Source organism: Micromonospora sp. NPDC048063 (assembly GCF_043202855.1).
Taxonomy (GTDB): Bacteria; Actinomycetota; Actinomycetes; order Mycobacteriales; family Micromonosporaceae; genus Micromonospora.
In genome coordinates, this window is record NZ_JBIDBG010000001.1 from 303,228 (window position 1) to 325,547 (window position 22,320).

Annotated in this window: 17 protein-coding genes; 10 read left to right on the forward strand and 7 right to left on the reverse strand. The window is 72.7% G+C overall.

Annotated elements, in window-relative coordinates; genetic code table 11:
- Window positions 1-173: 173 nt before the first annotated feature.
- The 3 genes from ACGFZ2_RS01455 to ACGFZ2_RS01465 all read right to left on the reverse strand — a co-directional run bounded on the left by ACGFZ2_RS01455 (window position 174) and on the right by ACGFZ2_RS01465 (window position 3,904).
- Complete coding sequence (locus ACGFZ2_RS01455) at window positions 174-863, reverse strand: fasciclin domain-containing protein (protein WP_393448916.1); 690 nt, start codon at window positions 861-863, stop codon at window positions 174-176.
- 92 nt (window positions 864-955) lie between these two features.
- Window positions 956-3,076 (reverse strand): M14 family zinc carboxypeptidase, encoded by a 2,121-nt coding sequence (locus ACGFZ2_RS01460; protein ID WP_393448919.1) that lies wholly within the window; start codon window positions 3,074-3,076, stop codon window positions 956-958.
- A gap of 165 nt (window positions 3,077-3,241) precedes the next feature.
- A complete protein-coding gene (locus tag ACGFZ2_RS01465; protein WP_393448922.1) occupies window positions 3,242-3,904 on the reverse strand; it encodes a response regulator transcription factor in 663 nt (220 codons plus the stop codon).
- Window positions 3,905-4,175: 271 nt separating this feature from the next.
- Here ACGFZ2_RS01465 and glgX point away from each other — a divergent pair, with 271 nt between their 5' ends.
- The 9 genes from glgX to ACGFZ2_RS01510 all read left to right on the forward strand — a co-directional run bounded on the left by glgX (window position 4,176) and on the right by ACGFZ2_RS01510 (window position 17,375).
- On the forward strand, window positions 4,176-6,293 hold the full coding sequence (glgX, locus tag ACGFZ2_RS01470) for a glycogen debranching protein GlgX (RefSeq protein ID WP_393448925.1): 2,118 nt from the start codon (window positions 4,176-4,178) through the stop codon (window positions 6,291-6,293).
- A 1-nt stretch (window position 6,294) separates the two neighbouring features.
- The gene (gene treY, locus ACGFZ2_RS01475) at window positions 6,295-8,619 is read left to right on the forward strand and encodes a malto-oligosyltrehalose synthase (RefSeq protein ID WP_393448928.1); all 2,325 of its coding nucleotides are present in this window, start codon (window positions 6,295-6,297) and stop codon (window positions 8,617-8,619) included.
- The gene (gene treZ / locus ACGFZ2_RS01480) at window positions 8,616-10,349 is read left to right on the forward strand and encodes a malto-oligosyltrehalose trehalohydrolase (RefSeq protein ID WP_393448931.1); all 1,734 of its coding nucleotides are present in this window, start codon (window positions 8,616-8,618) and stop codon (window positions 10,347-10,349) included. Before treY ends, treZ begins: the two co-directional genes overlap by 4 nt.
- A 510-nt stretch (window positions 10,350-10,859) precedes the next feature.
- Window positions 10,860-12,002, forward strand: a complete 1,143-nt coding sequence (locus tag ACGFZ2_RS01485) for a multiprotein-bridging factor 1 family protein (RefSeq protein WP_393448934.1) — start codon at window positions 10,860-10,862, stop codon at window positions 12,000-12,002.
- Between the two features lie 114 nt (window positions 12,003-12,116).
- Window positions 12,117-12,287, forward strand: coding sequence for a hypothetical protein (locus ACGFZ2_RS01490; protein ID WP_393296584.1), 171 nt, complete (start codon window positions 12,117-12,119; stop codon window positions 12,285-12,287).
- Complete coding sequence (locus ACGFZ2_RS01495; RefSeq protein WP_393448937.1) at window positions 12,274-13,425, forward strand: helix-turn-helix domain-containing protein; 1,152 nt, start codon at window positions 12,274-12,276, stop codon at window positions 13,423-13,425. Before ACGFZ2_RS01490 ends, ACGFZ2_RS01495 begins: the two co-directional genes overlap by 14 nt.
- A gap of 361 nt (window positions 13,426-13,786) precedes the next feature.
- Complete coding sequence (locus ACGFZ2_RS01500; RefSeq protein ID WP_393448940.1) at window positions 13,787-14,797, forward strand: trypsin-like serine peptidase; 1,011 nt, start codon at window positions 13,787-13,789, stop codon at window positions 14,795-14,797.
- A gap of 150 nt (window positions 14,798-14,947) precedes the next feature.
- The gene (locus ACGFZ2_RS01505) at window positions 14,948-15,499 is read left to right on the forward strand and encodes a YciI family protein (RefSeq protein WP_393269973.1); all 552 of its coding nucleotides are present in this window, start codon (window positions 14,948-14,950) and stop codon (window positions 15,497-15,499) included.
- 325 nt (window positions 15,500-15,824) lie between these two features.
- A complete protein-coding gene (locus ACGFZ2_RS01510) occupies window positions 15,825-17,375 on the forward strand; it encodes a pentapeptide repeat-containing protein (protein ID WP_393448943.1) in 1,551 nt (516 codons plus the stop codon).
- A 77-nt stretch (window positions 17,376-17,452) separates the two neighbouring features.
- On the opposite strand, the gene ACGFZ2_RS01515 is transcribed toward ACGFZ2_RS01510, so the two are convergent.
- Complete coding sequence (locus tag ACGFZ2_RS01515; RefSeq protein WP_393448946.1) at window positions 17,453-18,451, reverse strand: hypothetical protein; 999 nt, start codon at window positions 18,449-18,451, stop codon at window positions 17,453-17,455.
- A 271-nt stretch (window positions 18,452-18,722) separates the two neighbouring features.
- On the reverse strand, window positions 18,723-20,201 hold the full coding sequence (locus tag ACGFZ2_RS01520) for a glutamate--cysteine ligase (protein ID WP_393269888.1): 1,479 nt from the start codon (window positions 20,199-20,201) through the stop codon (window positions 18,723-18,725).
- A gap of 183 nt (window positions 20,202-20,384) precedes the next feature.
- On the opposite strand from ACGFZ2_RS01520, the gene ACGFZ2_RS01525 reads away from it, so the two are divergent.
- Entirely contained in the window at window positions 20,385-20,723 is a 339-nt protein-coding gene (locus ACGFZ2_RS01525; RefSeq protein WP_393269890.1) for a DUF3817 domain-containing protein, read from the forward strand.
- Between the two features lie 17 nt (window positions 20,724-20,740).
- Here ACGFZ2_RS01525 and ACGFZ2_RS01530 read toward each other — a convergent pair whose 3' ends face one another.
- The gene (locus ACGFZ2_RS01530) at window positions 20,741-21,601 is read right to left on the reverse strand and encodes an alpha/beta fold hydrolase (protein WP_393448949.1); all 861 of its coding nucleotides are present in this window, start codon (window positions 21,599-21,601) and stop codon (window positions 20,741-20,743) included.
- Between the two features lie 160 nt (window positions 21,602-21,761).
- A complete protein-coding gene (locus tag ACGFZ2_RS01535) occupies window positions 21,762-22,310 on the reverse strand; it encodes a hypothetical protein (protein ID WP_393269978.1) in 549 nt (182 codons plus the stop codon).
- Between the last annotated feature and the right edge of the window lie 10 nt (window positions 22,311-22,320).

Consider the following 22,320-nt stretch of genomic DNA (forward strand, 5'->3'; position numbering starts at 1 on the left):
TGGCCGAGGGGCCGAGGGGAGACGCGCGGGCGCGTCCCGTGAACAAGCAAAGGGCATCGAGCCCGATCCCGCATCTCGAAAAGGGCCAAGGTGACGGAGGACACCGGCCGCCGACCCCCGGGTGCGGGGTCGGCGGCCGGTGTCGTGGGCCGGTTGGGGAGCCGTCGGGCCGCTCAGTGGTAGTCGTCCTCCTCGCGGGCGGTGTCCGGCAGGCTTCCGAGCACCTTGTTGATCACGTGGATCCGGGCGCCGGCGGCCCGGTAGTCCGCGCAGACCGTCTCGGCCCGGTCGGCCAGCCGGGCCCCCGGCTCGGCCGCGGTGACGGCGAGGGTGCTGCCCGCGAGGGTGGTGACGGAGCCGGCGGCCACCAGTTCGGCGGCCGAGCGCGCCCCGCCGACCAGGTGCTCCTTCAGCAGCCCCCGCAGCGTGTCGGTGTCCTTGAGCAGCAGGTGGTCCAGGTTGGCGGTGGAGAACTTGGCCCGGAAGGCGTCGTCGGTCGGGGCGAGGATGGTCAGCCCACCGGCGGCCGACAACTCCTCGGCCATCCCGGTGGCCCGGACCGCCGCCTCGAACGTGGTGAGCACGGGAATCCAGGTGAGGGCCTGGTCGGGCGACTGGCCCACCAGCGAGCCCGGGCTACCCGGCTCGGCCCCCGAGGGCAGCACGTCGCACAGCGGTCCGGTGACCGCGACCGGTGTGGCGTCGCCGGTGCGGTCCGTCGCGGCGGGCGTCTCCTCCTGCGAGCTGGTGCACCCGGTCACCGCGACCAGGAGGGCCAGCGCAGTCCCGGCCACCGCCCGCCGGCGGCGGGCGACCCGGGACCGGTTTCCGGAGCACGGCCCCGGGGTGAGGGTGTCGGGCACGGTCTTCTCCACTTCGGAACGGGTGCGGGTGGTGCCGGCAGGTCGGCGGGCGGCCGACCTGCCGGCACCGCGTTCGGGCGGAACTCAGCAGGTCACAGACGCGCGCACTGGCCGAAGTTCGGACCCCGTACGGAGTTGGTGACCTCCATGTTCGTCGGCTCGGGGGAGTTGCCGGCGCAGGCCAGCGGACCGTTGACGGTGTTGCCGGCCACCAGCGGCGCCACGCCCTTGCTGTCGGTCACGCTGACCGGCCCGGTCACCTCGTTGCCGACCAGGACGACCGGGCCGCTGGTGCCGGTGGCGCGCACCGGACCCTCGACCGTGCTGTCGGTCATGACGACCCCGGCGGCGCCGGTGGCGTTCACCGGACCGTCGATCGAGCTGCCGTTGACGATCAGCGTGGCGCCGGGCCGCACCTGGATCGAACCCCGGACGGTGGCCCCGTCCAGGCAGGCGACGCCGGAGACGACCAGCGTGCCGTCGTGGGTGCCGGTCAGGGTGGGCGCGATCCGCTCGCCGGCGACCAGGCCCTCGACGGCCTGCTCGTCGAGCAGCAGCGGGATCAGGCCCCGCTGCGGCTGGGACAGCGGCACCAGGTAGCCGTCGGCGACCTTGATCACCTTCCAGCCGTGGGCGGCGATGCGCTGGGCCGCCGTGGTGCGCTTGCCGGCCGGGCCGTCGGTACGCTCACCGTGGTACTGCTCCTCGGTCAGCTTGTACGCGCACGGCGGCTGGTCGAGGATCCGCTCCGGGGTGGGGGCGTCCACGGGCGGCGGGGCCTCACCCGGGTGCGGGGCGGGGTAGGCCTCGATCGCCCGGGAGCCCCGGAACACGATCCGTCCCTCGTTGGCGGACTGGAACGTGATTGCCTCGGCGCGGGCCTTGGTGATGTCCTTGACGTTGGCGCCGTGGTACTTGAAGAACTCGTTGAACGTCCACAGCGCGGAGTACGTCTTGCGTCGGCGGTTGTTCGCGGTGTTGCTCTCGTCGGGCCGCGTCGGGCCACCGGAGCTGCGCAGCTCCAGCAGGGAGTTGACGACGTTCTTCAGGCCGAGGGTGTTACGCAGGATGGTCTCTTCGCTCAGGCCCACCGTGGCGTTGGAGGTGCAGCCGTACGGGCACGCCCACCAGCCGTCCTGGGCGCCCTGGGCGTACATGTGGCCTTCGATCATCTCCTGCGACTCGTCGAAGATTCCCTGCGCCACGTTCTGGTGCCGGGGCGGCAGCATCGGCAGGTCACCGGCGTTGGTGTTGCCGTACTCGTGGCCGTCGTAGCCGGCGACCGGCCGGTAGTCGCGGACCATCTCGGCGAGGGAGTGGGTCTCCGGCTGGCGGATCAGCGAGTGGTCCCGGTTCAGGTCCTGACCGGTGGAGTTGCCCCGGGTGTTGGCGGCCCGCCCGTCGCCGTTGAGCGTCGGCACGATCAGCATGGTGGTCTTCGACAGCAGGTCGAGGGTCTTGCTGTCCTTGGTGAAGGCCAACTGCCGGGCCATGATCAGGCAGGCCTCGCGGTCGCCCGGCTCGTTGCCGTGCACGTTGCAGTTGACCATCAGGGGGTTGGTCGCGGCCACGGCCTCCGGGGTCGCCGGCGGCTTGGGGTAGCCGATGACCAGCATGTTGATCGGCCGGTCCTGGACGGTGCGGCCGATCTCCACCACGCGAACGCGGTCGCTGGCCGCGTCGATGGCGGCGGTGTACGCGTACTCGTTGACGTCGCTGGTGTACTGGGCGCCCAGCGTGTCCTCCCACTGGGTGCGGAGGTTCTCACCCGGGGCGGCCGGGTCGCCCCAGTGGGCCCTGGTGGTGCCGCTGACCGGCGTCGAGTAGGGCTGGGCCTCGGTGCCGAACCGGGCCCGGACCCGCCACTGGAAGCCGTTGCCCGGTACGAAGCCGGCGTCGGCGAAGGTCGGCGCGGTGTTGTTGACCTGGCGGTTCGGGCGCCAGACGCCGACGATGACGGGCGTGCCGGGCGTGCCGTCCCCGGCCAGCGGGGTCCGCTCGATCTGGTAGTCGGTGGCCCCTTCTACCCGGGTCCACGCCAGCGTGGCGTACCCGTCGCCCTGCACGACCGTGAGGCCCTGCACCTGGTTCGGCTCCGCCTGCTGAAGGGCCGCGCTCGGCTGCCCGTGCGCCTGCCCGGGCACCGCCGTCGCCACGAGGGTGGCGGCGAGCAGGGCGGAGAACACACCGGCCGTTGTCCGTCTGTATCTCAAAAGGGATCTCCAAACAGGAGGGATGGCTGGGGTGCGCCCAGCACACCCGCACTCGGCCCACCGTTGGCCCGCACCCTGCGTTTCTTGAGGATCATCTGAGGTTTCCGACCTGTTCACCGCCGTCGGCGGGCGGTCGCGGACACCCGGGTCGCTCACCGGCCGTCGTCATCCCGCGCGCAGCCGGTAGCCGACGCCCCGGACCGTCTCGACCAGGCCGGCGTCGTCGAGCTTGCCCCGCAGGGCCGCGACGTGCACGTCGAGGTTGTGCCGGGTCCCCCAGGTGGTCTGCCAGACGTCCAACTGCAACCGGTCCCGGGGCACCACCGCGCCGGCCTGCCGGGCCAGCGCCACCAGCAGGTCGAACTCCTTGCGGGCCAGGCTGACCTCCCGGTCGCCCACCCAGACCCGCCGGGCGTTGACGTCGATGCGCAGCGTGCCGACCCGCAACTGGCTCGTGGTCCGGGCGCTGCGGACGGTACGCCGCATCACCGCCTCGATGCGGGCCTGCAACTCCACCATCGAGAACGGCTTGACGACGTAGTCGTCGGCGCCGGCCCGCAGGCCGGCCACCAGGTCGTACTCCTCGGCACGGGCGCTGACCGCGATGATGGCGACGTCCTCGTCGGCCTGACGAAGCCGCCGGCACACCTCCAGGCCGTCCCGGTCGGGCAGGTTGAGGTCCAGCAGGACCAGGTCGACCGGGTCGGCCCGGATCGCTTCGGCGGCCGTCAGCGCCGGCACCACCTCGTATCCCCGGCGGCGCAGGGCCTTGGTGAGGGCAGACGCCACGCGTAGGTCGTCTTCCACCAGGAGAATCCGCACGTACATCCCCCTCGGACCTCGTCCCAGCCGGGTCCTGCGAGTCTGTCCGATGATCAACACCCTGACCAGTGCGGATGCAAGATCGTAACCGCGGCGCTCGGTCCGTGCGGTGGGGTGCGCCGGCGGGTATCGGTCGGGTGGATTCCGGTCATCCGCCGATCGGGTGGATTGGCGGCCGAACCCGCGGGGCAATACCGGCACGCGTGTCGCCCGGCCCCCGCCGTGTGGTGCGCTCATGGTGCGGTGCGCGCTCATGATCTTGGGCCGAAGGAGCGACATGCAGGTCTGGCCGGGTGAGCGGTATCCCCTGGGGGCCGCCTACGACGGGATGGGCACCAACTTCGCGATCTTCTCCGAGGTGGCCGAGCGGGTCGAGCTGTGCCTGTTCGACGAGGGGGAGACCGGGGCGGAACGGCGCGTCGAGCTGCGCGAGGTCGACGCCTACGTCTGGCACGCGTACATCCCGGGCGTCGAGCCGGGGCAGCGGTACGGCTACCGCGTGCACGGGCCGTACGACCCCGCGAACGGGCTGCGCTGCAACCCGCACAAGCTGCTGCTCGACCCGTACGCCAAGGCGGTCGACGGCGACGTGCGGTGGGACCCGGCGGTCTACGACTACGAGCACGGCGACCCGGAGCGGATGAACACCACCGATTCGGCGCCGTTCGTGCCGAGGTCGGTGGTGGTGAACCCGTACTTCGACTGGGGCAACGACAGGCCGCCGCGCACCCCGTACCACCACTCGGTGATCTACGAGGCGCACGTGCGCGGCCTGACCATGCGCCACCCCGACATCCCCGAGGAGCTGCGCGGCACGTACGCCGGCCTGGCCTCCCCGCCGATGATCGAGCACCTGACGACGCTCGGGGTGACCGCCGTCGAGCTGATGCCCGTGCACCAGTTCGTGCACGACCACCGCCTCGCGGACCTGGGGCTGCGCAACTACTGGGGCTACAACACCATCGGCTTCTTCGCCCCGCACCACGGCTACTCCGCGTGGGGTCGCCTGGGCCAGCAGGTGCAGGAGTTCCGGGGCATGGTCAAGGCGCTGCACGCCGCCGGGATCGAGGTCATCCTCGACGTGGTCTACAACCACACCGCCGAGGGCAACCACCTCGGCCCGACGCTGAGCTTCAAGGGCGTCGACAACCCCAGCTACTACCGGCTGAGCGAGGAGGATCGACGCCGCTACGTCGACTACACCGGCACCGGGAACAGCCTCAACGTGCGCAGCCCGCACTCGCTCCAGCTGATCATGGATTCGCTGCGCTACTGGGTGACCGAGATGCACGTCGACGGCTTCCGCTTCGACCTCGCGGCGACCCTGGCCCGCGAGTTCTACGAGGTCGACCGCCTCTCCACCTTCTTCGAGGTGGTGCAGCAGGACCCGGTGGTCAGCCAGGTCAAGCTCATCGCCGAGCCGTGGGACGTCGGTCCCGGCGGCTACCAGGTGGGCAACTTCCCGCCGGTGTGGACCGAGTGGAACGGCAAGTACCGCGACACCGTGCGCGACTTCTGGCGCGGCGAGCCGGCCACCCTGGCCGAGTTCGCGTCCCGCATCTCCGGCTCCGCCGACCTCTACCAGGACGACGGGCGTCGACCGTTCCACAGCATCAACTTCGTCACCTGCCACGACGGGTTCACCCTCACCGACCTGGTCTCGTACGACGACAAGCACAACGAGGCCAACGGGGAGGAGAACCGGGACGGCGAGAGCCACAACCGGTCGTGGAACTGCGGGGTCGAGGGGGACACCGACGACCCGGCGGTGCTGGCCCTGCGGGCACGGCAGCGGCGCAACTTCCTGGCCACCCTGGTGCTCTCCCAGGGCGTGCCGATGATCGGCCACGGCGACGAGCTGGGCCGCACCCAGCGCGGCAACAACAACGCGTACTGCCAGGACAGCGAGCTGGCGTGGGTCGACTGGGAGCACGCCGACGCCGACCTGCTGGAGTTCACCCGCAAGCTGGTCGCCTTCCGCCGTCGCCACCAGGTGTTCCGCCGCCGCCGCTTCTTCACCGGCCTGCCGGTGCGTTCCCGGCTGGTCGACGAGCCCCTGCCCGACCTGGCCTGGTACACCCCCGACGGGCGGGAGATGACCGGCGAGGACTGGGGCAACGACTTCGGCCGCTCCGTCGCGCTCTTCGTCAACGGCGAGGGCATCCGCGAGCGCGGCCAGTACGGCCAGCGCCACGTGGACAGCTCCTTCCTGCTCTGCTTCAACGCCCACGACGCGCCGCTGGACTTCACCGTGCCCGGGCCCGAGTTCGGCCGACGCTGGGAGCTGGTGATCAGCACGGTCGAACCGGAACCGGAGAAGACCACCGTGGTCGAGGCGGGCGGCATCTTGGGCGTGCCGGACCGCTGCGTGGTGGTGCTGGAGAGGACGGCCTGACATGTCGACCACCCCTCGACCGGTCGCGTCCCGGGTCGGCGCCACCTACCGGGTGCAGGTCCGCCCCGGCTTCGACCTGGACGCCACCGCCGGCCTCGCCGACTACCTGGCCGACCTGGGCGTCACCCACCTCTACAGCGCGCCCCTGCTGACCGCCACCCCGGGCTCCGCGCACGGCTACGACGTGGTCGACCACCGGGCGGTCAACCCGGAGCTGGGCGGCGAGGCGGGCCGGCGGCGGCTGCTGCGCGCCCTGCGGGCGGCCGGCCTCGGCCTGGTCGTGGACATCGTGCCCAACCACGCCGGGGTGGCCGTGCCCGCCGCCAACCCCGCCTGGTGGGACGTGCTGCGCCGGGGCCGCGAGTCGGCGTACGCCGGCTGGTTCGACATCGACTGCGACGCCGGCCGGCTGCTGCTGCCGGTGCTGGCCGACGCCCCGGACGCCCTCGACGACCTCAAGCTCGCCGACGGGGAGCTGCGCTACCACGAGCACCGCTTCCCGGTCGTCGAGGGCACCGGCGACGGCAGCGTCCGCGAGGTGCACGACCGGCAGCACTACGAGCTGGTCTCCTGGCGGCGCGGCGACGCCGAGCTGACGTACCGCCGGTTCTTCGCCGTCTCCGACCTCGCCGGGCTGCGGGTGGAGGACCCGGCGGTCTTCGCCGCCACCCACGAGCTGGTCCTGCGCTGGGTGTCGGCCGGGGAGGTCGACGGCATCCGCGTCGACCACCCGGACGGGCTGCGCGACCCGGCCGGCTACCTGGCCCGGTTGCGCGCCGCCGCCCCCGCGGCCTGGCTGGTGGTGGAGAAGATCCTGGAGTACGGCGAGGAGCTGCCATCCTGGCCGGTGGACGGCACCACCGGCTACGACGCCCTCGCCGCCGTCTGCGGGCTCTTCGTCGATCCCGACGCGGAGGCCGACTTCACCGCGCTGGACACCCGGTTGACCGGCCGGCGCACCTCCTGGGAGGACCTCACCCACGACACGAAGCTCGCCGCCGCCACCCGGCTGCTGTCGGCCGAGCTGACCCGGCTGGCCGCGCTCGCCCCCGACGTCGACCGCGAGGCGGCCCGCGCGGCGCTGGCCGAGCTGGCTGCCGCGTTCCCCGTCTACCGGGGCTATCCGCCCGAGGGCGCCCGGCACCTGGCCGCTGCCCGCGCCGAGGCCGGCCGCCGCCGCCCCGACCTGGCCGGCGCGCTCGACGCGGTCACCCGCCGACTGCGCGATCCGGACGACGAGTTGGCGAGGCGCTTCCCGCAGTTCACCGGCGCGGTGATGGCCAAGGGGGTGGAGGACACCGCCTTCTACCGCTGGAGCCGCTTCGTCGCGCGCAACGAGGTCGGCGGCAGCCCCGCCCACTTCGGCACGCCGCCGGCGGAGTTCCACCGCTTCGCCGCCGCCCGGCAGGTGCGCTGGCCGGCGAGCATGACCACCCTCTCCACCCACGACACCAAGCGCTCCGAGGATGTCCGTGCCCGGCTCGCGGTGCTCAGCGAACTGCCGGGGCGCTGGGCCGACCTGGTCGCGCGGTGGACGGCCCGCGCGCCGCTGCCCGACCCGGCCTTCGCGCACCTGCTCTGGCAGACCGCCGTCGGCGCCTGGCCGATCGGGCGGGAGCGGCTGCACGCGTACGCCGAGAAGGCCGCCCGGGAGGCGTCGGTGTCGACGAGCTGGGCCGACCCCGACCCCGTCTTCGAGCGGGCCATGCACGCCGTGGTCGACACGATGTACGACGACCCGGAGCTGCACGCCGAGCTGACCGCGTTCGCCGCCGAGATCACCCCGGCCGGCTGGTCCAACTCCCTCGGGCAGAAGCTGGTGCAGCTCGCCATGCCCGGGGTGCCGGACACCTACCAGGGCACCGAGCTGTGGGACAACTCCCTGGTCGACCCCGACAACCGCCGCCCGGTCGACTTCGCCGTACGCCGGCAACTGCTCGCCGACCTCGACGGCGGCCCGCTTCCGCCGGTCGACGCCGGCGGGGCGGCGAAGCTGCTGGTGGTGTCGCGGACCCTGCGGCTGCGCCGCGACCGCCCGGAGCTGTTCACCGGCTATCGGCCGGTGCCGGCGCACGGGCGCGCCGGGCGGCACGCGGTGGCCTTCGACCGGGGCGGCGCGGTCGCGGTCGCCACCCGGCTGCCGCTCGGACTGGCCCGCGCCGGCGGCTGGGACGACACGGTCCTGTCACTTCCCGTTCACGAGCTGACCGACCTGTTCACCGGCCGGGTCTACAGTGGCGGGGAGACCCGTCTGGCCGACCTGCTGGCCACCTATCCCGTCGCGCTGCTGGCTCCCACCCCCGAGTCCGTGGAGGCTGCGTCATGACCGAATTCGCGGTGTGGGCGCCGCAGGCCGCCCGGGTCCGGCTGCGCCTGCCGGGCGTCGCCGACCACGAGATGCGTTCCGGTCCCGGCGGCTGGTGGCGGGTCGAGGTGCCCGCCACCGGCCCCGGCACCGACTACGCCTTCCTCCTCGACGACGACGAGCGGGCGCTGCCCGACCCCCGGTCGGCCTGGCAGCCGGCGGGGGTGCACGGGCCGAGCCGGCTCTACGACCACGCGGCGTTCGAGTGGACCGACCGCGCCTGGACCGGCCGGCAACTGCCCGGCAGCGTCCTCTACGAGCTGCACGTCGGCACCTTCACCCCGGAGGGCACCTTCGACGCCGCCATCGGCCGCCTCGACCACCTGGTCGACCTCGGCGTCGACATGATCGAGCTGCTCCCGGTCAACGCCTTCAACGGCGAGCACAACTGGGGCTACGACGGCGTCTGCTGGTATGCCCCGCACCAGCCGTACGGCGGCCCGGACGGCCTGAAACGGCTGGTCGACGCCGCCCACGGCAAGGGTCTGGGGGTGATCCTCGACGTCGTCTACAACCATTTCGGGCCCTCCGGGGCCTACGCGCCGATGTTCGCGCCGTACCTCACCGAGCAGAGCAACACCTGGGGCCGCACGGTCAACCTCGACGGCCCACACTCCGACGGCGTCCGCCGCTACATCGTCGACAGCGTGCTGATGTGGCTGCGTGACTACCACGTCGACGGGCTGCGGCTCGACGCCGTGCACGCCATGCCCGACAGCCGCGCCACCCACCTGCTGGAGCAGGTGGCCGTGGAGGTGGAGTCGCTGGCCACCCACCTCGGCCGGCCGCTGTCGCTGATCGCCGAGTCCGACCTCAACGACCCACGGCTCATCACCCCACGGGAGGCCGGCGGCTACGGCCTGCACGCCCAGTGGAACGACGACGCCCACCACGCCCTGCACACCCTGCTCACGGGCGAGCGGCAGGGCTACTACGGCGACTTCGGCTCCCTGGAATGCCTCACCGACGTGCTGACCGGCGGCTTCTTCCACGCCGGCACCTGGTCCAGCTTCCGCAACCGGCACCACGGGCGGCCGGTGGACCGGCAGCGCACCCCGGGGCACCGGTTCGTGGCGTACCTGCAGAACCACGACCAGATCGGCAACCGGGCCACCGGCGACCGGATCTCCGCCACGCTCTCCCCGGGGCTGCTGCGGGTGGGCGCGACGCTGCTGTTCACCGCGCCCTTCACGCCGATGCTGTTCATGGGGGAGGAGTGGGCGGCCAGCACCCCGTGGCAGTTCTTCACCAGCCACCCCGAGCCCGAGCTGGCGACCGCCGTGGCCACCGGCCGTAAGCGGGAGTTCGCCGCGCACGGCTGGCCGGAGGGGGACGTGCCGGACCCGCAGGACCCGCATACGTTCGTCCGCTCCCGGCTCGACTGGGCCGAGCTGGACAAGCCCGAACACCGCGAGATGTACGACTTCCACCGGCGGCTCATCGCACTGCGCAAGAGCCGCCCCGACCTGTCCGACCCGCGGCTGAACCGGGTGGAGGCGCGCCACGGCGACCACTTCCTGGTGATGCGCCGGGGGGAGACGCTGGTGGTGGCGAACCTGGCCGCGAAGCCGCAGCGGATCACGCTGCCGGGGGTGGCGCGGCGGGTGCTGCTGGCCACGGGGGAGGGGGTCACGGTGATGCGGGACCGGATCGAACTGCCGGCCGAGACGGCGGCGGTCGTGGCGCTCTGAGGATCGCGCGACCTCGGAGACGTCACGCGGATGCGCCGCCCCGAAAGCCGGCCACGCTCTGGCGTCGAACCAGCAACGGTTGCTCGGCTTGCGCCAGGTGGTGGTCAGGACCAGACCAGCGGTGGGCAGGCGTACGCCGCCGGTTTCGAGGACCTACTCCGGCCGATGCGCCTGCTGCGAACGGTGGCGGCCCGACTGCCGCCCGCTGGTCGCTCCGATGAAGTCGGGCCGCGCTAGACAGGGAATCCGGCCTGAGACGCTCGTGCCGAGCGCAGCAGGCTAGCGAGGAGGATGGTGGTGCAGGCATCGGCTGAGTTCGACGCCCTGTAACAGACCAGCACTCGTGTCGACCAGCCGAAAGTCGATTCCTGCGGTGGTCCGGTTCCGGTCGGTGGTGCTGCGGCCGGGCGATTCACCATCGGTACCTCTCCTCGCGGGTAGGAGTACGGTCGATGACTGCAGGGCTGCTGACTGTAGTGATCGCCAACCTGAGGGTGTAGGAGTGCGACAGTGCCCCCACGTGCAAGGACGATCGTCGACCCACGGTTCGCCGCTGAGTTGCGACGACTTCGTGAGGCGCGCGGCATGTCGCTGCGGCAGCTCGCCGCCACCGTCAACTACGGCAAGAGCCTCGTCCACCAGTTGGAGATCGGGCAGACCAAACCCACCGTGGACGTGGCGCTCCGGCTCGATGACGCGCTCGCGGCGCAGGGCGCGCTGGCGGGGCTGGTCGTCGATGCCCCCGATGGCGGTGAACGCCTTGCGTACGTGACGGCGCATCCCCGGCGGGTCGATGCTGCCGCTGCGCAAGCGCTCGCCGGCCTGCTCGCTGGTTACCGCCGGCTGGAGGACGCCATCGGATCCGGGCCGATCATGGCACCGGTCCGTGCCCACCTCGACACCGTTACCTGCCTGCTGCGGGACGCCCCGTACGACGTGCGGCCCGGAGTCGTGGACGTGGCCGCGCAGTGGGCACAGTTCGCGGGCTGGCTGAGCATCGCGCGGGGCGAGGACCGTGCGGCCACGGTGTGGCAGGCGAGGGCTCTGCACTGGGCGACCGAGGCCGGCAACAAGGATCTCGTCGCCACCGTGCTGTCCTTCCAGGGCCATCAGGCGGAAGTGCGGCGTGATCTGCGCGCGATGATCGGGCTTTCCCGGGCTGCGCGCCGAGACGAGACCGTGAACGCGGCATTGCGAGCCTACTGCGCAGGGCAGGAGGCCAGAGGTCTTGCCATGGCCGGAGCGGATGCTGCCGATGTGCTCGCCTGCCTGTCCGAGGCGTCGGACGTGTCGGCCCAGGCAGCGGAGGAACCGTTGTCCCCATGGGGCTACTGGTACACGCCGTCGTTCTTTGCCGTCCAGCAGGGCATCGTGTGGCGGTATCTCGGCGCGACCGACAGCCGCGCCAACGACCGGGCACTGGAGTTGCTGACGGTCGGTGTCGAGGGGGTGAACGAGGAGGCGGGCGGCGCCGATTGGCACGGCCGCGACCTGGTGCATCTGGCCATGGCGCAGGCGCAGGCCGGAGACACGACGGCTTCTCGTGAAACTTTGGCGACGGCCGACAGCATCGCGGTTGCCACCGCCTCACGACAACTCACCCGTGAAGTGACGGAGACGGCCCACCGACTCGGCCTGTCCGCGATGCCGTAGCGGACGCGTTCTGACTGCTCAGCCACCCACCGCCGCCCGCACGATGATCGTGGGTGATGGCGACAGGACGGTGTTCCCGATCCACCGCCGCGCCCTCGGTCGACGGAGGTGCGGATGCAGGGCCAAGGCGACGAGCCAGCGATGAGCCGGGGCGAGCAGGTCGAGGCGGCCGAGCGGGAGGCTGCCAAGAAGCGGCTGCTCGCGCAGGCCGAGGCGGAGCGCGTACCGGTGGAGGAGACCACCCGGGCGGTCCCGGACCGGCGGTGGCGGCGTGACCAGCGGTGACGAGCCGATCGGTCGTCGGGTGGCGCGCTGGCGGGTGCGGCGGCGGATGACCCAGCAGATGCTCGCGGACCGGCTCGGCAGGTCCAAGAGCTGGATGGACAAGGTCGAGCGGGGCGTCCGCGCGTTGGACCGGTACCCGGTCATCCAGGAGATCGCCGAGGTGCTGCGGGTCGATCCGCTGGTGCTGCTCGGCGAGGATCGCACGCCGCCGTCGGCGGGCGCCGGCCCGCCGGACGGGGTGGACGGGATACGGGCCGCTCTCGCCCGCTACGACCGCGAGCCCGGCCGCCCGGTGCGGGCAACGGAGATCGAGCGGCATGTGGCGCACGCCTGGCTGACCTACCAGCACGCGCACTACCCCCAGGTGGTGCGGTTGCTGCCGGGGCTGCTCGACGCTGCCCAGGGGGTGCGTGCGGACGCGCCGGGGCTGCTGGTGCAGGCGTATCGGATCACCTCGTCGGTGCTGGTGAAGCTCGGCGAGGCCGACCTGGGTTGGCTGGTCGCCGACCGGGCGGTGGCCGTGGCGGGCGGTGACCCGGTGCTCGCGGGGGTGGCGGCGGTATCGGTCGGGCAGGCATTGCGCTCCCTGGGTCGGGACCGGTTGGCGCTGGCCGCGACGGTCGCCGCCGCGCGCCGCGTCACACCCGGATCGGAGACGGTCCACGGGGCCCTGCTGATCCAGGCCGCTCTGGCTGCCGCCGGATGCGGTGACACCCGCCGGGTCGGGGAGTTGACCGCTCGGGCCGCCGACATCGCCGCCCGGGTCGGGGCCGGCGACGACCCGTACCGGACCAGCTTCGGGCCGGTCGCGGTCGAGTTGGCCCGGGTGGTCGCGGCGGTCGAGTCGGGGGACGCCGGGGAGGCGGTGCACCGGCACGAGCAGGCGATCCGGCGGGAGGGATGGCGGTGGCTGCCGGCCGAGTACCGGGCCGCGTACCTGGTGGACGTTGCGCGGGCGTACCTCCAGATCGGCGACCTGCGCGGGGCCGGACGGGTGCTGGTCGAGGCGGACGGCGTCGCGCCGGCCGAGGTCCGGTGCCGGCCGCTGGCGCGTACGGTGATCGCCGAACTTGCCCGGGGTCACCCGGCGCCGGCCGGCGTGGCGCGCCTGGCGGCGCTGGTCGGCCTGACCCGCTGACCCCACCGGCCGGCACGTTGTGCGGCCGTCGCGGCTCGCGGACGGGTGCTATTGGTTGCCGGAATCGCAGGTCCCACTATTCCATAGATAACGGCGCGCCCCCTCAAGCGGAGAGCGCGGATTCGCGGCGCTGGGATTTGCGCGGGCAATACCGAGGTTTCTGTTCAAGCTGGAGGCGGTTTGTCTGCCGCAGTCGTGTTGTTGACGTTATCGGTCGGTCGAGAAAAGGGCCGAGGGCGTGGGCACCTCCATCTTGTCGAGTCAGTGTCAATTACCTGCCATTCCATTATCTTGTGATCAATGCAAATCACTCGATACGTTTCCCTGGCCCGAATGGAGCACCCAGGACAAGGGGGAACTCTTGAAAACAACCCTACGCTGGTCCGCAGCGGCCAGCCTGGCGCTCGCGCTGGTCGTGACCGCCCCGGCGGCCGCCGAGGCGAAGCCGACCACAGTCGAGAGGAACGGCAACACCACCACCACCGCCCGCACCAGCGACGGTCGTGCGATCACCAACGCGGCGATCGCCAAGGAGGTCGCCGCCTTCTGGACGCCGGAGCGGATGGCGAGCGCCGTCGACCTGGACATCGCGAAGCGCCCAGGCGCCAGCGAGTCGACCAACCGGGCGCCGAAGCCCGACGGACCGGCGGGCACGGTCGCGCCCCTGGCGCCGAGCGTCGCCAGCGGCGACGACGTCAGCATCCAGCTCAACGAATCAGCGGTCGTCGGCAAGGTCTACTTCACCATGCCCGGCGGCGGTACCGCCTCCTGCTCGGCGAGCGCCGTCGCCAGCGGCAAGCGCCGGCTGGTCATGACCGCCGGTCACTGCGTGCACCAGGGCAGCGGCGGGCAGTGGTACAGCAACTGGCAGTTCGTGCCGCGGTACCGCGACGGAGTGCGGCCGTTCGGGACGTTCGTGGCCTACCAGCTCACGGCCCGCACCGCGTGGATCAACAACAGCAGCTACGACGAGGACATGGGCATCGCCATCATGCACAACGGCGGTAACTGGGGCCTGAAGGTCGTCGACACGGTCGGTGGCCACGGTCTGCGCTGGAACTGGGGCTACAACATCTCCCTGATGACCGCCCTCGGCTACCCGTCGAACCTCGGCGGCGGGGAGAGCCAGTACTACTGCCAGAGTGGCACGTGGTACGCCGGCGGCCAGCAGATCCGGATGTGGTGCAACATGACCTACGGCTCCAGCGGCGGCCCTTGGCTTCAGGAATACAACGACCAGAACGGCCTCGGATACGTCAACAGCGTCGTGAGTCACGGCGACAATCCGGGCAACGGACAATTCGACGGCCCGTACTTCGACAATGACATCAAGAGCCTCTACGACTTCGCGGAAGGTCTCTCCCCGGCGTAAAGACACCTGACAGCAGAGCCCCGGCCCGTGGCCGGGGCTCTGCGCGTGTGCTCCGTTCCCGTAGCCGGCGTCGGGGCGCCGCCCTCGGTGGGCATGCGGCGAAGGTGCTGACACTTGCACCGGTCCGAAACGGAGATCAAGATCTGCGGCATGGAGTTCTTCTGCTACCACCGCGACCGGCGTGATTCCCTCGCACTGCGCACCGAGTTGCTGGAGGAGCACTGGTCCTACATGGACCGGTACGCGGCGGAGATGGTCGCCCGAGGCCCGACCTTCGCCCCCGACGGGGAAACGCCGACCGGCAGCGTGCACATCGTCGACCTGCCCGATGCCGCCGCCGCCCGGGCATTCGCCTTCGACGAGCCCAACCACCAGGCCGGTGCGTACCGGGACGTGCTGCTGCGCCGCTGGCACAACACGCTGGGGCGCACCATGTGGGACTTTCCCGGTGGCCGGACCGGTGGCAACCGGTACCTGGTGCTCGGCCTCGGCGCGGGGCAGGCCGCCGACCGGGACGTGCCGCCCGACCGGGACGACCTGATCGCGTACGGGCCGCTGCTGTCCGACGACGGCGCCACCTGGCTGGGCACGGCGGTGCTGATCAGGGCGACGGACCCGGACGAGGCGCGCGCCGTGCTGACCCCGGACCGGTATGCCGAGATCGAGGTGCACGACTGGAGGTTTGGCGGCCGTCCGTCATGATCCACGAGCGGCGGGTACTTGCCACCTGGCACTGCTCGGGCGAGCGGACGAGCTGAGGTTCCGACAGCCATGCGGTTCGAGCTCGACCGGAGCGCGCCGGTGACAGCGTCGCGCCGGCCGAGATTCGATGCCGGCCGAGGTTCGATGCTGGCGGGCGGGGCATCCGGCCAGGACCCTCCCGGGCGTCGCGGCGACATGCACGGCGGCTTCGAAGCCGACCACGGCGACTTGTCGCCATCCCCGGCTATCCTGCGCCCGCGCCCCGGGACGGTCCCGGCGGCGGGTACCGGGTGGCGGGAAAAAGCCACCCCGCTGGGAGGCTCGCGTGGCAACCGAGGAGGCCGGTGTCGAGGCGTGCCGGGTCGCCGCACGGCAGGTGGCGGAGGGGCCGGGCGCGGCGCGCGAGGAAGCCCTGCAGCGGCTGGCCGACCTCGGCGCGACCGACCCGACGCTGCGCCAGGACGTGGCTGACGCGGTCTGCGCCTGGCTGCGGACGCCCGGCGCCGCCGACGGCGGGGACGGCCACGCGCGGCGGGCGGCGCTGCGGGTGCTGTCCGGGCTGTTGCGCCCGGCCGGGGCGGGCGAGGCGACGCCGCCGGGGCTCGCCGTGGACCTGTCCGGGGCGTCCCTGGTGGACGCGGACCTCGGCGGTTGCGAGCTGGCCGGGGCCCGGTTCGCCGACACGCGGTTCCTCGGCACGACCTCGTTCGCCGGCGCCCGGTTCACCGGCGACGCGGACTTCACCCGCGCGCTCTTCCACGGCGAGGCCCGGTTCGACGGGGCGGTGTTCGCCGCCGACGCGGCGTTCGGGCGTGCCCGGTTCCGGGGACGGGCCGGCTTCGACCGGGTGGAGTTCGCCGGCATGGCGTGGTTCGGGCGGGGCGAGGACGAGCTGTGGGAGGACGATCCGGCCTGGGACGCGATCGAGGACGTCCGGCCCGCGCCGTGGGACGAGCCGAACGAGGACGACCCGGGCTGGCCCGTCGCGGTGCTTATGGGGGACTACCAGAGCTGGGAGGAAGGCGGGGACGGGGCACGCTTCGCCGGGACCGCGTCGTTCCGGCAGGCCGGCTTCGCCGGCCCGGCCTGGTTCTGCAAGGCCCGGTTCGGTGGGGAGGCGACGTTCCGGGACGCCCGGTTCGGCGCGGCGGTGCGACTCGACCAGCCCACGGTGGACCTCAGCGGCGCACAGTGGGCCGGCGCGGCCGGCGAGCCGGTGAGCTGGCCCCTCGGCTGGACGTCCCGGCCGGGGCCGGACGGCACGGGCGTGCTCGTGCCGGACGAATCCGTGTCGCCGTACGCGCGGCAGCTCGGCGACGGCGACCCCGCCGTCCGCCACGCCGGGCTGCGCGCCCTCGGCGAGCTGGGCGACGCGCGACCGGAGCTGCGCCAGCGGGTGGTCGACGCCGTCTGCGGATACCTGCGCGCGCCGTTGCCGTTCGACGTGCGCGGCGACCTGGGCCCCGCCGAGGCCGGGGAGTCGGCGCTGCGACGCGACGCGCAGCGGCTGCTCGCCGAGCGGCTGCGCCCGGTGTCCGCCACCCCCGACGGGCCGAGGCACTGGCCGGGCATGAACCTGTCGCTGTGCGGCGCGACGCTGCTCGACCTCGACCTGCACGGCTGCCACGCGGGGTACGCGGACTTCACGGCCGCCCAGTTCCACGGCGCCACCCGGTTCGACGACAGTACGTTCGACGGTGCCGCCTTCCGGCTGGGTGGGTCCGAGGGGCGTGCGTCGTTCCACGGCGAGGCCACGTTCGCCGGGGCGCGGCTGGACCGGTGGCGCGGGGTCCGGGAGGTGCTCGACGGCGTCGTGTTCCATGCCGGCGTCGTCGTCGACCCTGCCGAGGATCGGGCACCGGCGGGACAGAGCTGAGCGGGCGCGGCCGGGATCGATCTGTGCCGGCGGCCCGGGACCGGGGCGGCGCCGCCCCGGTCCCGAGCCCGGGTCGGTCAGGACCAGGGAGCCGTCGGATACCAGGGGATGATCTCGCGGCGGGCGAGGATCCGCACGTCCCAGTAGAGGAACGTGAAGGCGCCGGCCACGATGAACGCGACCGCGGTCAGGGTCGCCAGTCGGGTCGGCCGGGCGCTGAACCACCGTTGCAGGCGGGAACCGGCGAGCCAGGCCAGCAGCAGGAACAGCACCGCCATGATGACGATGTTGCCGATCGACTGGAGGGTGAACGCCGCGGCCCCGTAGAGCGGGTTGCCGCTCTCGGCGGCGTCGCGGAACATCTGCCGGAACAGCGCGAACGGCCGGCCGATGAGGAAGCCGGCGATCAGCGCCCCCATGAAGACCATCGGCACGTTGGGATGCCGCTGGGCGATCCGGGCGAACGGATCCGGCACCACGCCGAGCGCGGCCAGGCCGAGGTAGATCATGATGAGCCCGATCAGGCCGAAGACCACCATCGACTGGATGCTCCGCGGCGACAGGCTGCCGGGGCTGTTGCTGGCGGTGGAGAACTGCGGCATCGACGTTCCGACGAAGCCCACGATCGCGCCGTACGTGGCCGACACCGCGATCATGCCGACCGACATCCAGCCCAGTGGCTTCAGCGGCTGCACGAACCTGCTGAGCCTGCTGCCGGTGGTGCCGGTCAGCGGGGCGAGGGCGCCGAACGCGGCGATGTTGCAGGCGGTGAACGTGCCGGCGATCCCGGAGACGAAGGCGAACAGCACGCCGGCCGCGACGCCCTGGATGGGGGTCTCCTTGGCGTCGTGGCCGAGCAGGGTGTTGGCGACGTTGTCGCCGATGGTCCGGTCGACGAACTCCGCCGACCAGATCACGGTCAGCAGGAAGCCGCCGAGGACGCTGAGCAGGATGATCAGCCCGCGCCGCCGGGGGAAGTGCCCGGTGACGAACGCGGACGTGCCGGTCTGCGCGGTGTCGGGTCGGATCCGGACGGGTACGTCGGGTTGCTGGGGGGACCGCTGGGTCTGCGTCACGTGCGCTCCTCAGGGTGGGGGGTGGAACCCGGGCGCGACCGCCGATGTTGGCGACGCCGCCCGCGACCGGCGTACGGGAGCCACCGGTCGGCCTGGACGCACCCGCCCGACCCCTCCTACCAGCAACGAATCGCGCGGGATCGATGTCCGCGTCTCATCATGGGGCGCTTCCGGGCCCGGGGGTTCTTCCGCCCTGCGCAATCGCGCTGGGTGATCGACCTGCGCCCCAGAGTGCCCGCGCCGATCCCGCCGGTCGCCCGGCCCGCCCTGGTCAGGGCAGCGGCCACTCGTGGACCGGCCGGTTGCTGTGCATCAGCGTCACGTAGTGCCGCACCACCTCGCGCAGCGCCTCCGGCCGGTCGAGGTGGTCGGTGGACTCCAGCCGGTGCAGGGTCTCGACCTGCCAGCTCGCGCCGTTGCGCCCCGTCAGGCAGCGCTGCTCGATGATGCCGAGCAGCCGGTCGCGCTCGCCCGGGTCCAGGCCCCACCGGTCCAGCCCGTGGTGGGCCAGCGGCAGCAGTCGCCGCAGCACCAGTTCGGTGACGGGGAGGTAGCCCAGGCCGGGCCAGAAGACCTGGGCGTCGATGCCGTGACGGGCGCAGCTGGTGAAGTTCTCCTCGGCGGCGCTGAAGGACATCTGCGACCACAGTGGCCGGTCGGCCTCGGCGAGCGCCCGGACCAGGCCGAAGTAGAAGGCGCCGTTGGCGATGGTGTCGAGGACGGTCGGCCCGGCCGGCAGCACCCGGTTCTCCACCCGCAGGTGCGGGCGACCCTTGAGCACGTCGTAGACGGGCCGGTTCCACCGGTAGACGGTGCCGTTGTGCAGGCGCAGCTCGGCGAGCTTGGGCACGCCGCCGGCGGCGAGGGCCTCGGCCGGGTCCTCCGGGTCGCAGACCGGCAGCAGCGCCGGGAAGTAGCGGACGTTCTCCTCGAACAGGTCGAACACGGTGGTGATCCAGCGTTCCCCGAACCAGACCCGGGGGCGTACGCCCTGCGCCTTGATCTCCTCGGCGCGGGTGTCCGTGGCCTGCTGGAACAGCGGGATGCGGGTCTCCCGCCACAGCTCGCGGCCGAAGAACAGCGGCGCGTTGGCGCCGAGCGCCACCTGGATGCCGGCGATCGCCTGGGCGGCGTTCCAGTAGTCGGCGAACTGGGCGGGGCTGACCTGCAGGTGGAACTGGGTGCTGGTGCAGGCGGCCTCCGGGGTGATCGTGTCGGCGGTGACGGCGAGCCGCTCCACTCCGTTGATCGCGATCCGTAGGTCCTCGCCCCGGGCCGCGAAGATCTGCTCGTTGAGCAGCTCGTAGCGGGGGTTGGCCGACAGTGCCGCCGCGGTCAGGTGCTCCGGGCGCAGCGTCGGCAGGATACCGATCATGACCATGTGGGCGCCGATCGCGCGGGCCTTCTGCTCGGCGGCGTTCAGGCTGGCCCGCACGTGCTCCTCGAACTCGGCGGTGCCGGTGCCGGTCAGCCGGCGGGGTGCCACGTTGATCTCCACGTTGAACTGGCCCAGCTCGGTCTGGAAGCTCGGGTCGGCGACGGCGGCCAGCACGTCGGCGTTGCGCATGGCGGGCATCGAGTCCCCGTCGACCAGGTTGAGTTCGATCTCCAACCCGGTCATCGGCCGGTCGACGTCGAACCGCGACTCGCGCAGCATCTCGGCGAACACGTCGAGGCAACGGCGCACCTTCTCCCGGTAGCGGGCCCGATCCTCGCGACTGAAGGTCCGCACGCCGACTTCCTCGCCCATGGTCACCACCCTGTCACCGCTGGTCCCCTAAACCTCGCACGCCGCGTCGGGGCCGGGGAAGACCTGAGACCTCTTCTCTACCCAGAGGGGCTCCCGGTGATCCCCGTCGCCCGTGCCCCGGTCGCGCCCGGGCGCGACCGGGGCCACCGATAGCATGGCCGGCGGCGAGAGGTGGAGATGCTGATGCGCGAGAAGGTGACCCGGTTGTTCGTGGTGGCGGCGATCGCCGAGGCGATCTCCTGGGCCGCCCTGCTGGCCGGCATGGCGGTGAAGTACGGCCCGCCCGCCAACGAGCTGGGCGTGCAGGTCTTCGGGCCGATCCACGGCGGCCTGTTCATCGCGTACGGCGTGCTGGTGCTCGCGGTGGCCCGCCTGCGCCGGTGGAGTCTGCTGGCCACCGGGGTGGCCCTGGCCTGTGCCGTGCCGCCCTTCGCCACGCTCGCCTTCGAGCGTTGGGCGCGGCGGCGCGGCATGCTCGACGCCGCCCGCGAGCCCGCCCGCGAGGCCGCCCCGGTCGGCTGACCCGCCCGAGCGGGCGGCTACCCGGCGAGGAAGGCGGACAGTTCGGCGGCGAGCTGTTCCGGCGCCTCCTCGGCCATGTGGTGGCCCGACTCGACCGGTGCGGCCCGCACGTCGTCGGCCCACTCCCGCCAGATCGCGGCGGGGTCGCCGTAGAGGTCCACCATGTCGTCCCGGGTGGACCACAGGAAGAGCACCGGGCCGCTGATCCGCCGGCCGGCGGCCCGGTCGGCGTCGTCGGCCGCCCGGTCCGGGCCGAGGCCCGCCCGGTAGTCCTCGCACATGGCGTGCACGGTCGCCGGGTCGTGGATGGCCCGGCGGTAGTCGGCGTACGCCTCCTCGCCCATCTCGGCGGGGGAGCCGCCGTACCAGGCGTCCGGGTCGGCGTTGATCACCTGCTCGGCCGGCTTGTCGAGCTGGCCGAGGAAGAACCAGTGCCACCATCGGGCGGCGAACCGGGCGTCGGCGCGGGCCAGGGCCTCCCCGATCGGCACCCCGTCGAGCACCCCGAGGCGGCTGACCCGGTCGGGGTGGTCCAGCGCGGTGCGCATCGCCACGTAGCAGCCCCGGTCGTGCCCCACCACGGCCGCGCGGTCGTGGCCGAGGGCGTCGAGCAGCGCCACGACGTCGCCCGCCATCGCCCGCTTCGAGTACGGCGCGTGGTCGGGGGTGCTCGGCGGCGTCGACGAGCCGCCGTAGCCGCGCAGGTCCGGGCAGATGACCGTGTGCCGCTCGGCGAGCAGCGGCGCCACCCGGTGCCAGGTGGCGTGGGTGCGGGGATGGCCGTGCAGCAGCACCACCGGCGACCCGGACCCGCCGTGGCGTACGCGCAGGCGTACCGGCCCGAGGTCGATCTCGTCGAGCGTGAATCCGGCGAACATGGCGCCTGCGGTGCCCGGCCGCGCGGGGCGGGAAACGTCAGATCGGCACCGGGCGTGCGAGCCAGGCCGGCGCCGGGCGCGAGACGTCGGGTCGGCGCCGGGCGCGAGACGTCGGGTCGGCGCCGGGCGCGAGACGTCGGGTCGGCGCCGGGCGCGCGACTCAGGTGAGCGCGGCCCAGGCCAGCAGGGCGGCGACCAGCAGCCCGCCCAGTGCCGCCTGGAGCAGCAGCGGCGGCCCGAGGTGCGACCACAGCGTGGCGGTGCGCGGCGTGAGCAGCTGCCCGGTCGTCAGGTTGACGATCCGCTCGATCTTCGGCGGCAGGTCGGGGTCGCCCTGCCGGCGTAGCGTGAGCTGCACGTGGTCGGCGGGGTGCAGGGCGCTCTGCGGCAGGTGCCCGTGCAGCTCGACCTCGCAGAGCTGCCCGGCGGAGTCGCGCAGCCGCACCGGGGTGACCAGGTATTCCGGGCCCTTCTTCAGGTCCTTGAACCGCCGGCGGGCCGCGCCGGAGCCGGCGGAGAACAGGGACCGGACCACCGCCGCCAGCAGCCCGGCCACCCCGGCCGCCGCGAGCACCGCGACCAGCACCGGCTGGCCGATCCGCACCTCGCGCGGGTAGCCGTCGAGCAGGCGGACGACCCGGCCGGTGACGATCCGGCCGGTGGGGTGGACGATCCGCCGGATATGGAGGTCGCTGTCCATGGTCACCACCCAGAGTCCG

What these genes read in the sequence shown, in the direction of transcription:
- ACGFZ2_RS01465 (WP_393448922.1), bottom strand. Translation starts at nt 3,904, where the DNA reads ATGTACGTGCGGATTCTCCTGGTGGAAGACGACCTACGCGTGGCGTCT.
- glgX (WP_393448925.1), top strand. Translation starts at nt 4,176, where the DNA reads ATGCAGGTCTGGCCGGGTGAGCGGTATCCCCTGGGGGCCGCCTACGAC.
- treY (WP_393448928.1), top strand. Translation starts at nt 6,295, where the DNA reads ATGTCGACCACCCCTCGACCGGTCGCGTCCCGGGTCGGCGCCACCTAC.
- treZ (WP_393448931.1), top strand. Translation starts at nt 8,616, where the DNA reads ATGACCGAATTCGCGGTGTGGGCGCCGCAGGCCGCCCGGGTCCGGCTG.
- ACGFZ2_RS01490 (WP_393296584.1), top strand. Translation starts at nt 12,117, where the DNA reads ATGCAGGGCCAAGGCGACGAGCCAGCGATGAGCCGGGGCGAGCAGGTC.
- ACGFZ2_RS01505 (WP_393269973.1), top strand. Translation starts at nt 14,948, where the DNA reads ATGGAGTTCTTCTGCTACCACCGCGACCGGCGTGATTCCCTCGCACTG.
- ACGFZ2_RS01520 (WP_393269888.1), bottom strand. Translation starts at nt 20,201, where the DNA reads ATGGGCGAGGAAGTCGGCGTGCGGACCTTCAGTCGCGAGGATCGGGCC.
- ACGFZ2_RS01525 (WP_393269890.1), top strand. Translation starts at nt 20,385, where the DNA reads ATGCGCGAGAAGGTGACCCGGTTGTTCGTGGTGGCGGCGATCGCCGAG.
- ACGFZ2_RS01530 (WP_393448949.1), bottom strand. Translation starts at nt 21,601, where the DNA reads ATGTTCGCCGGATTCACGCTCGACGAGATCGACCTCGGGCCGGTACGC.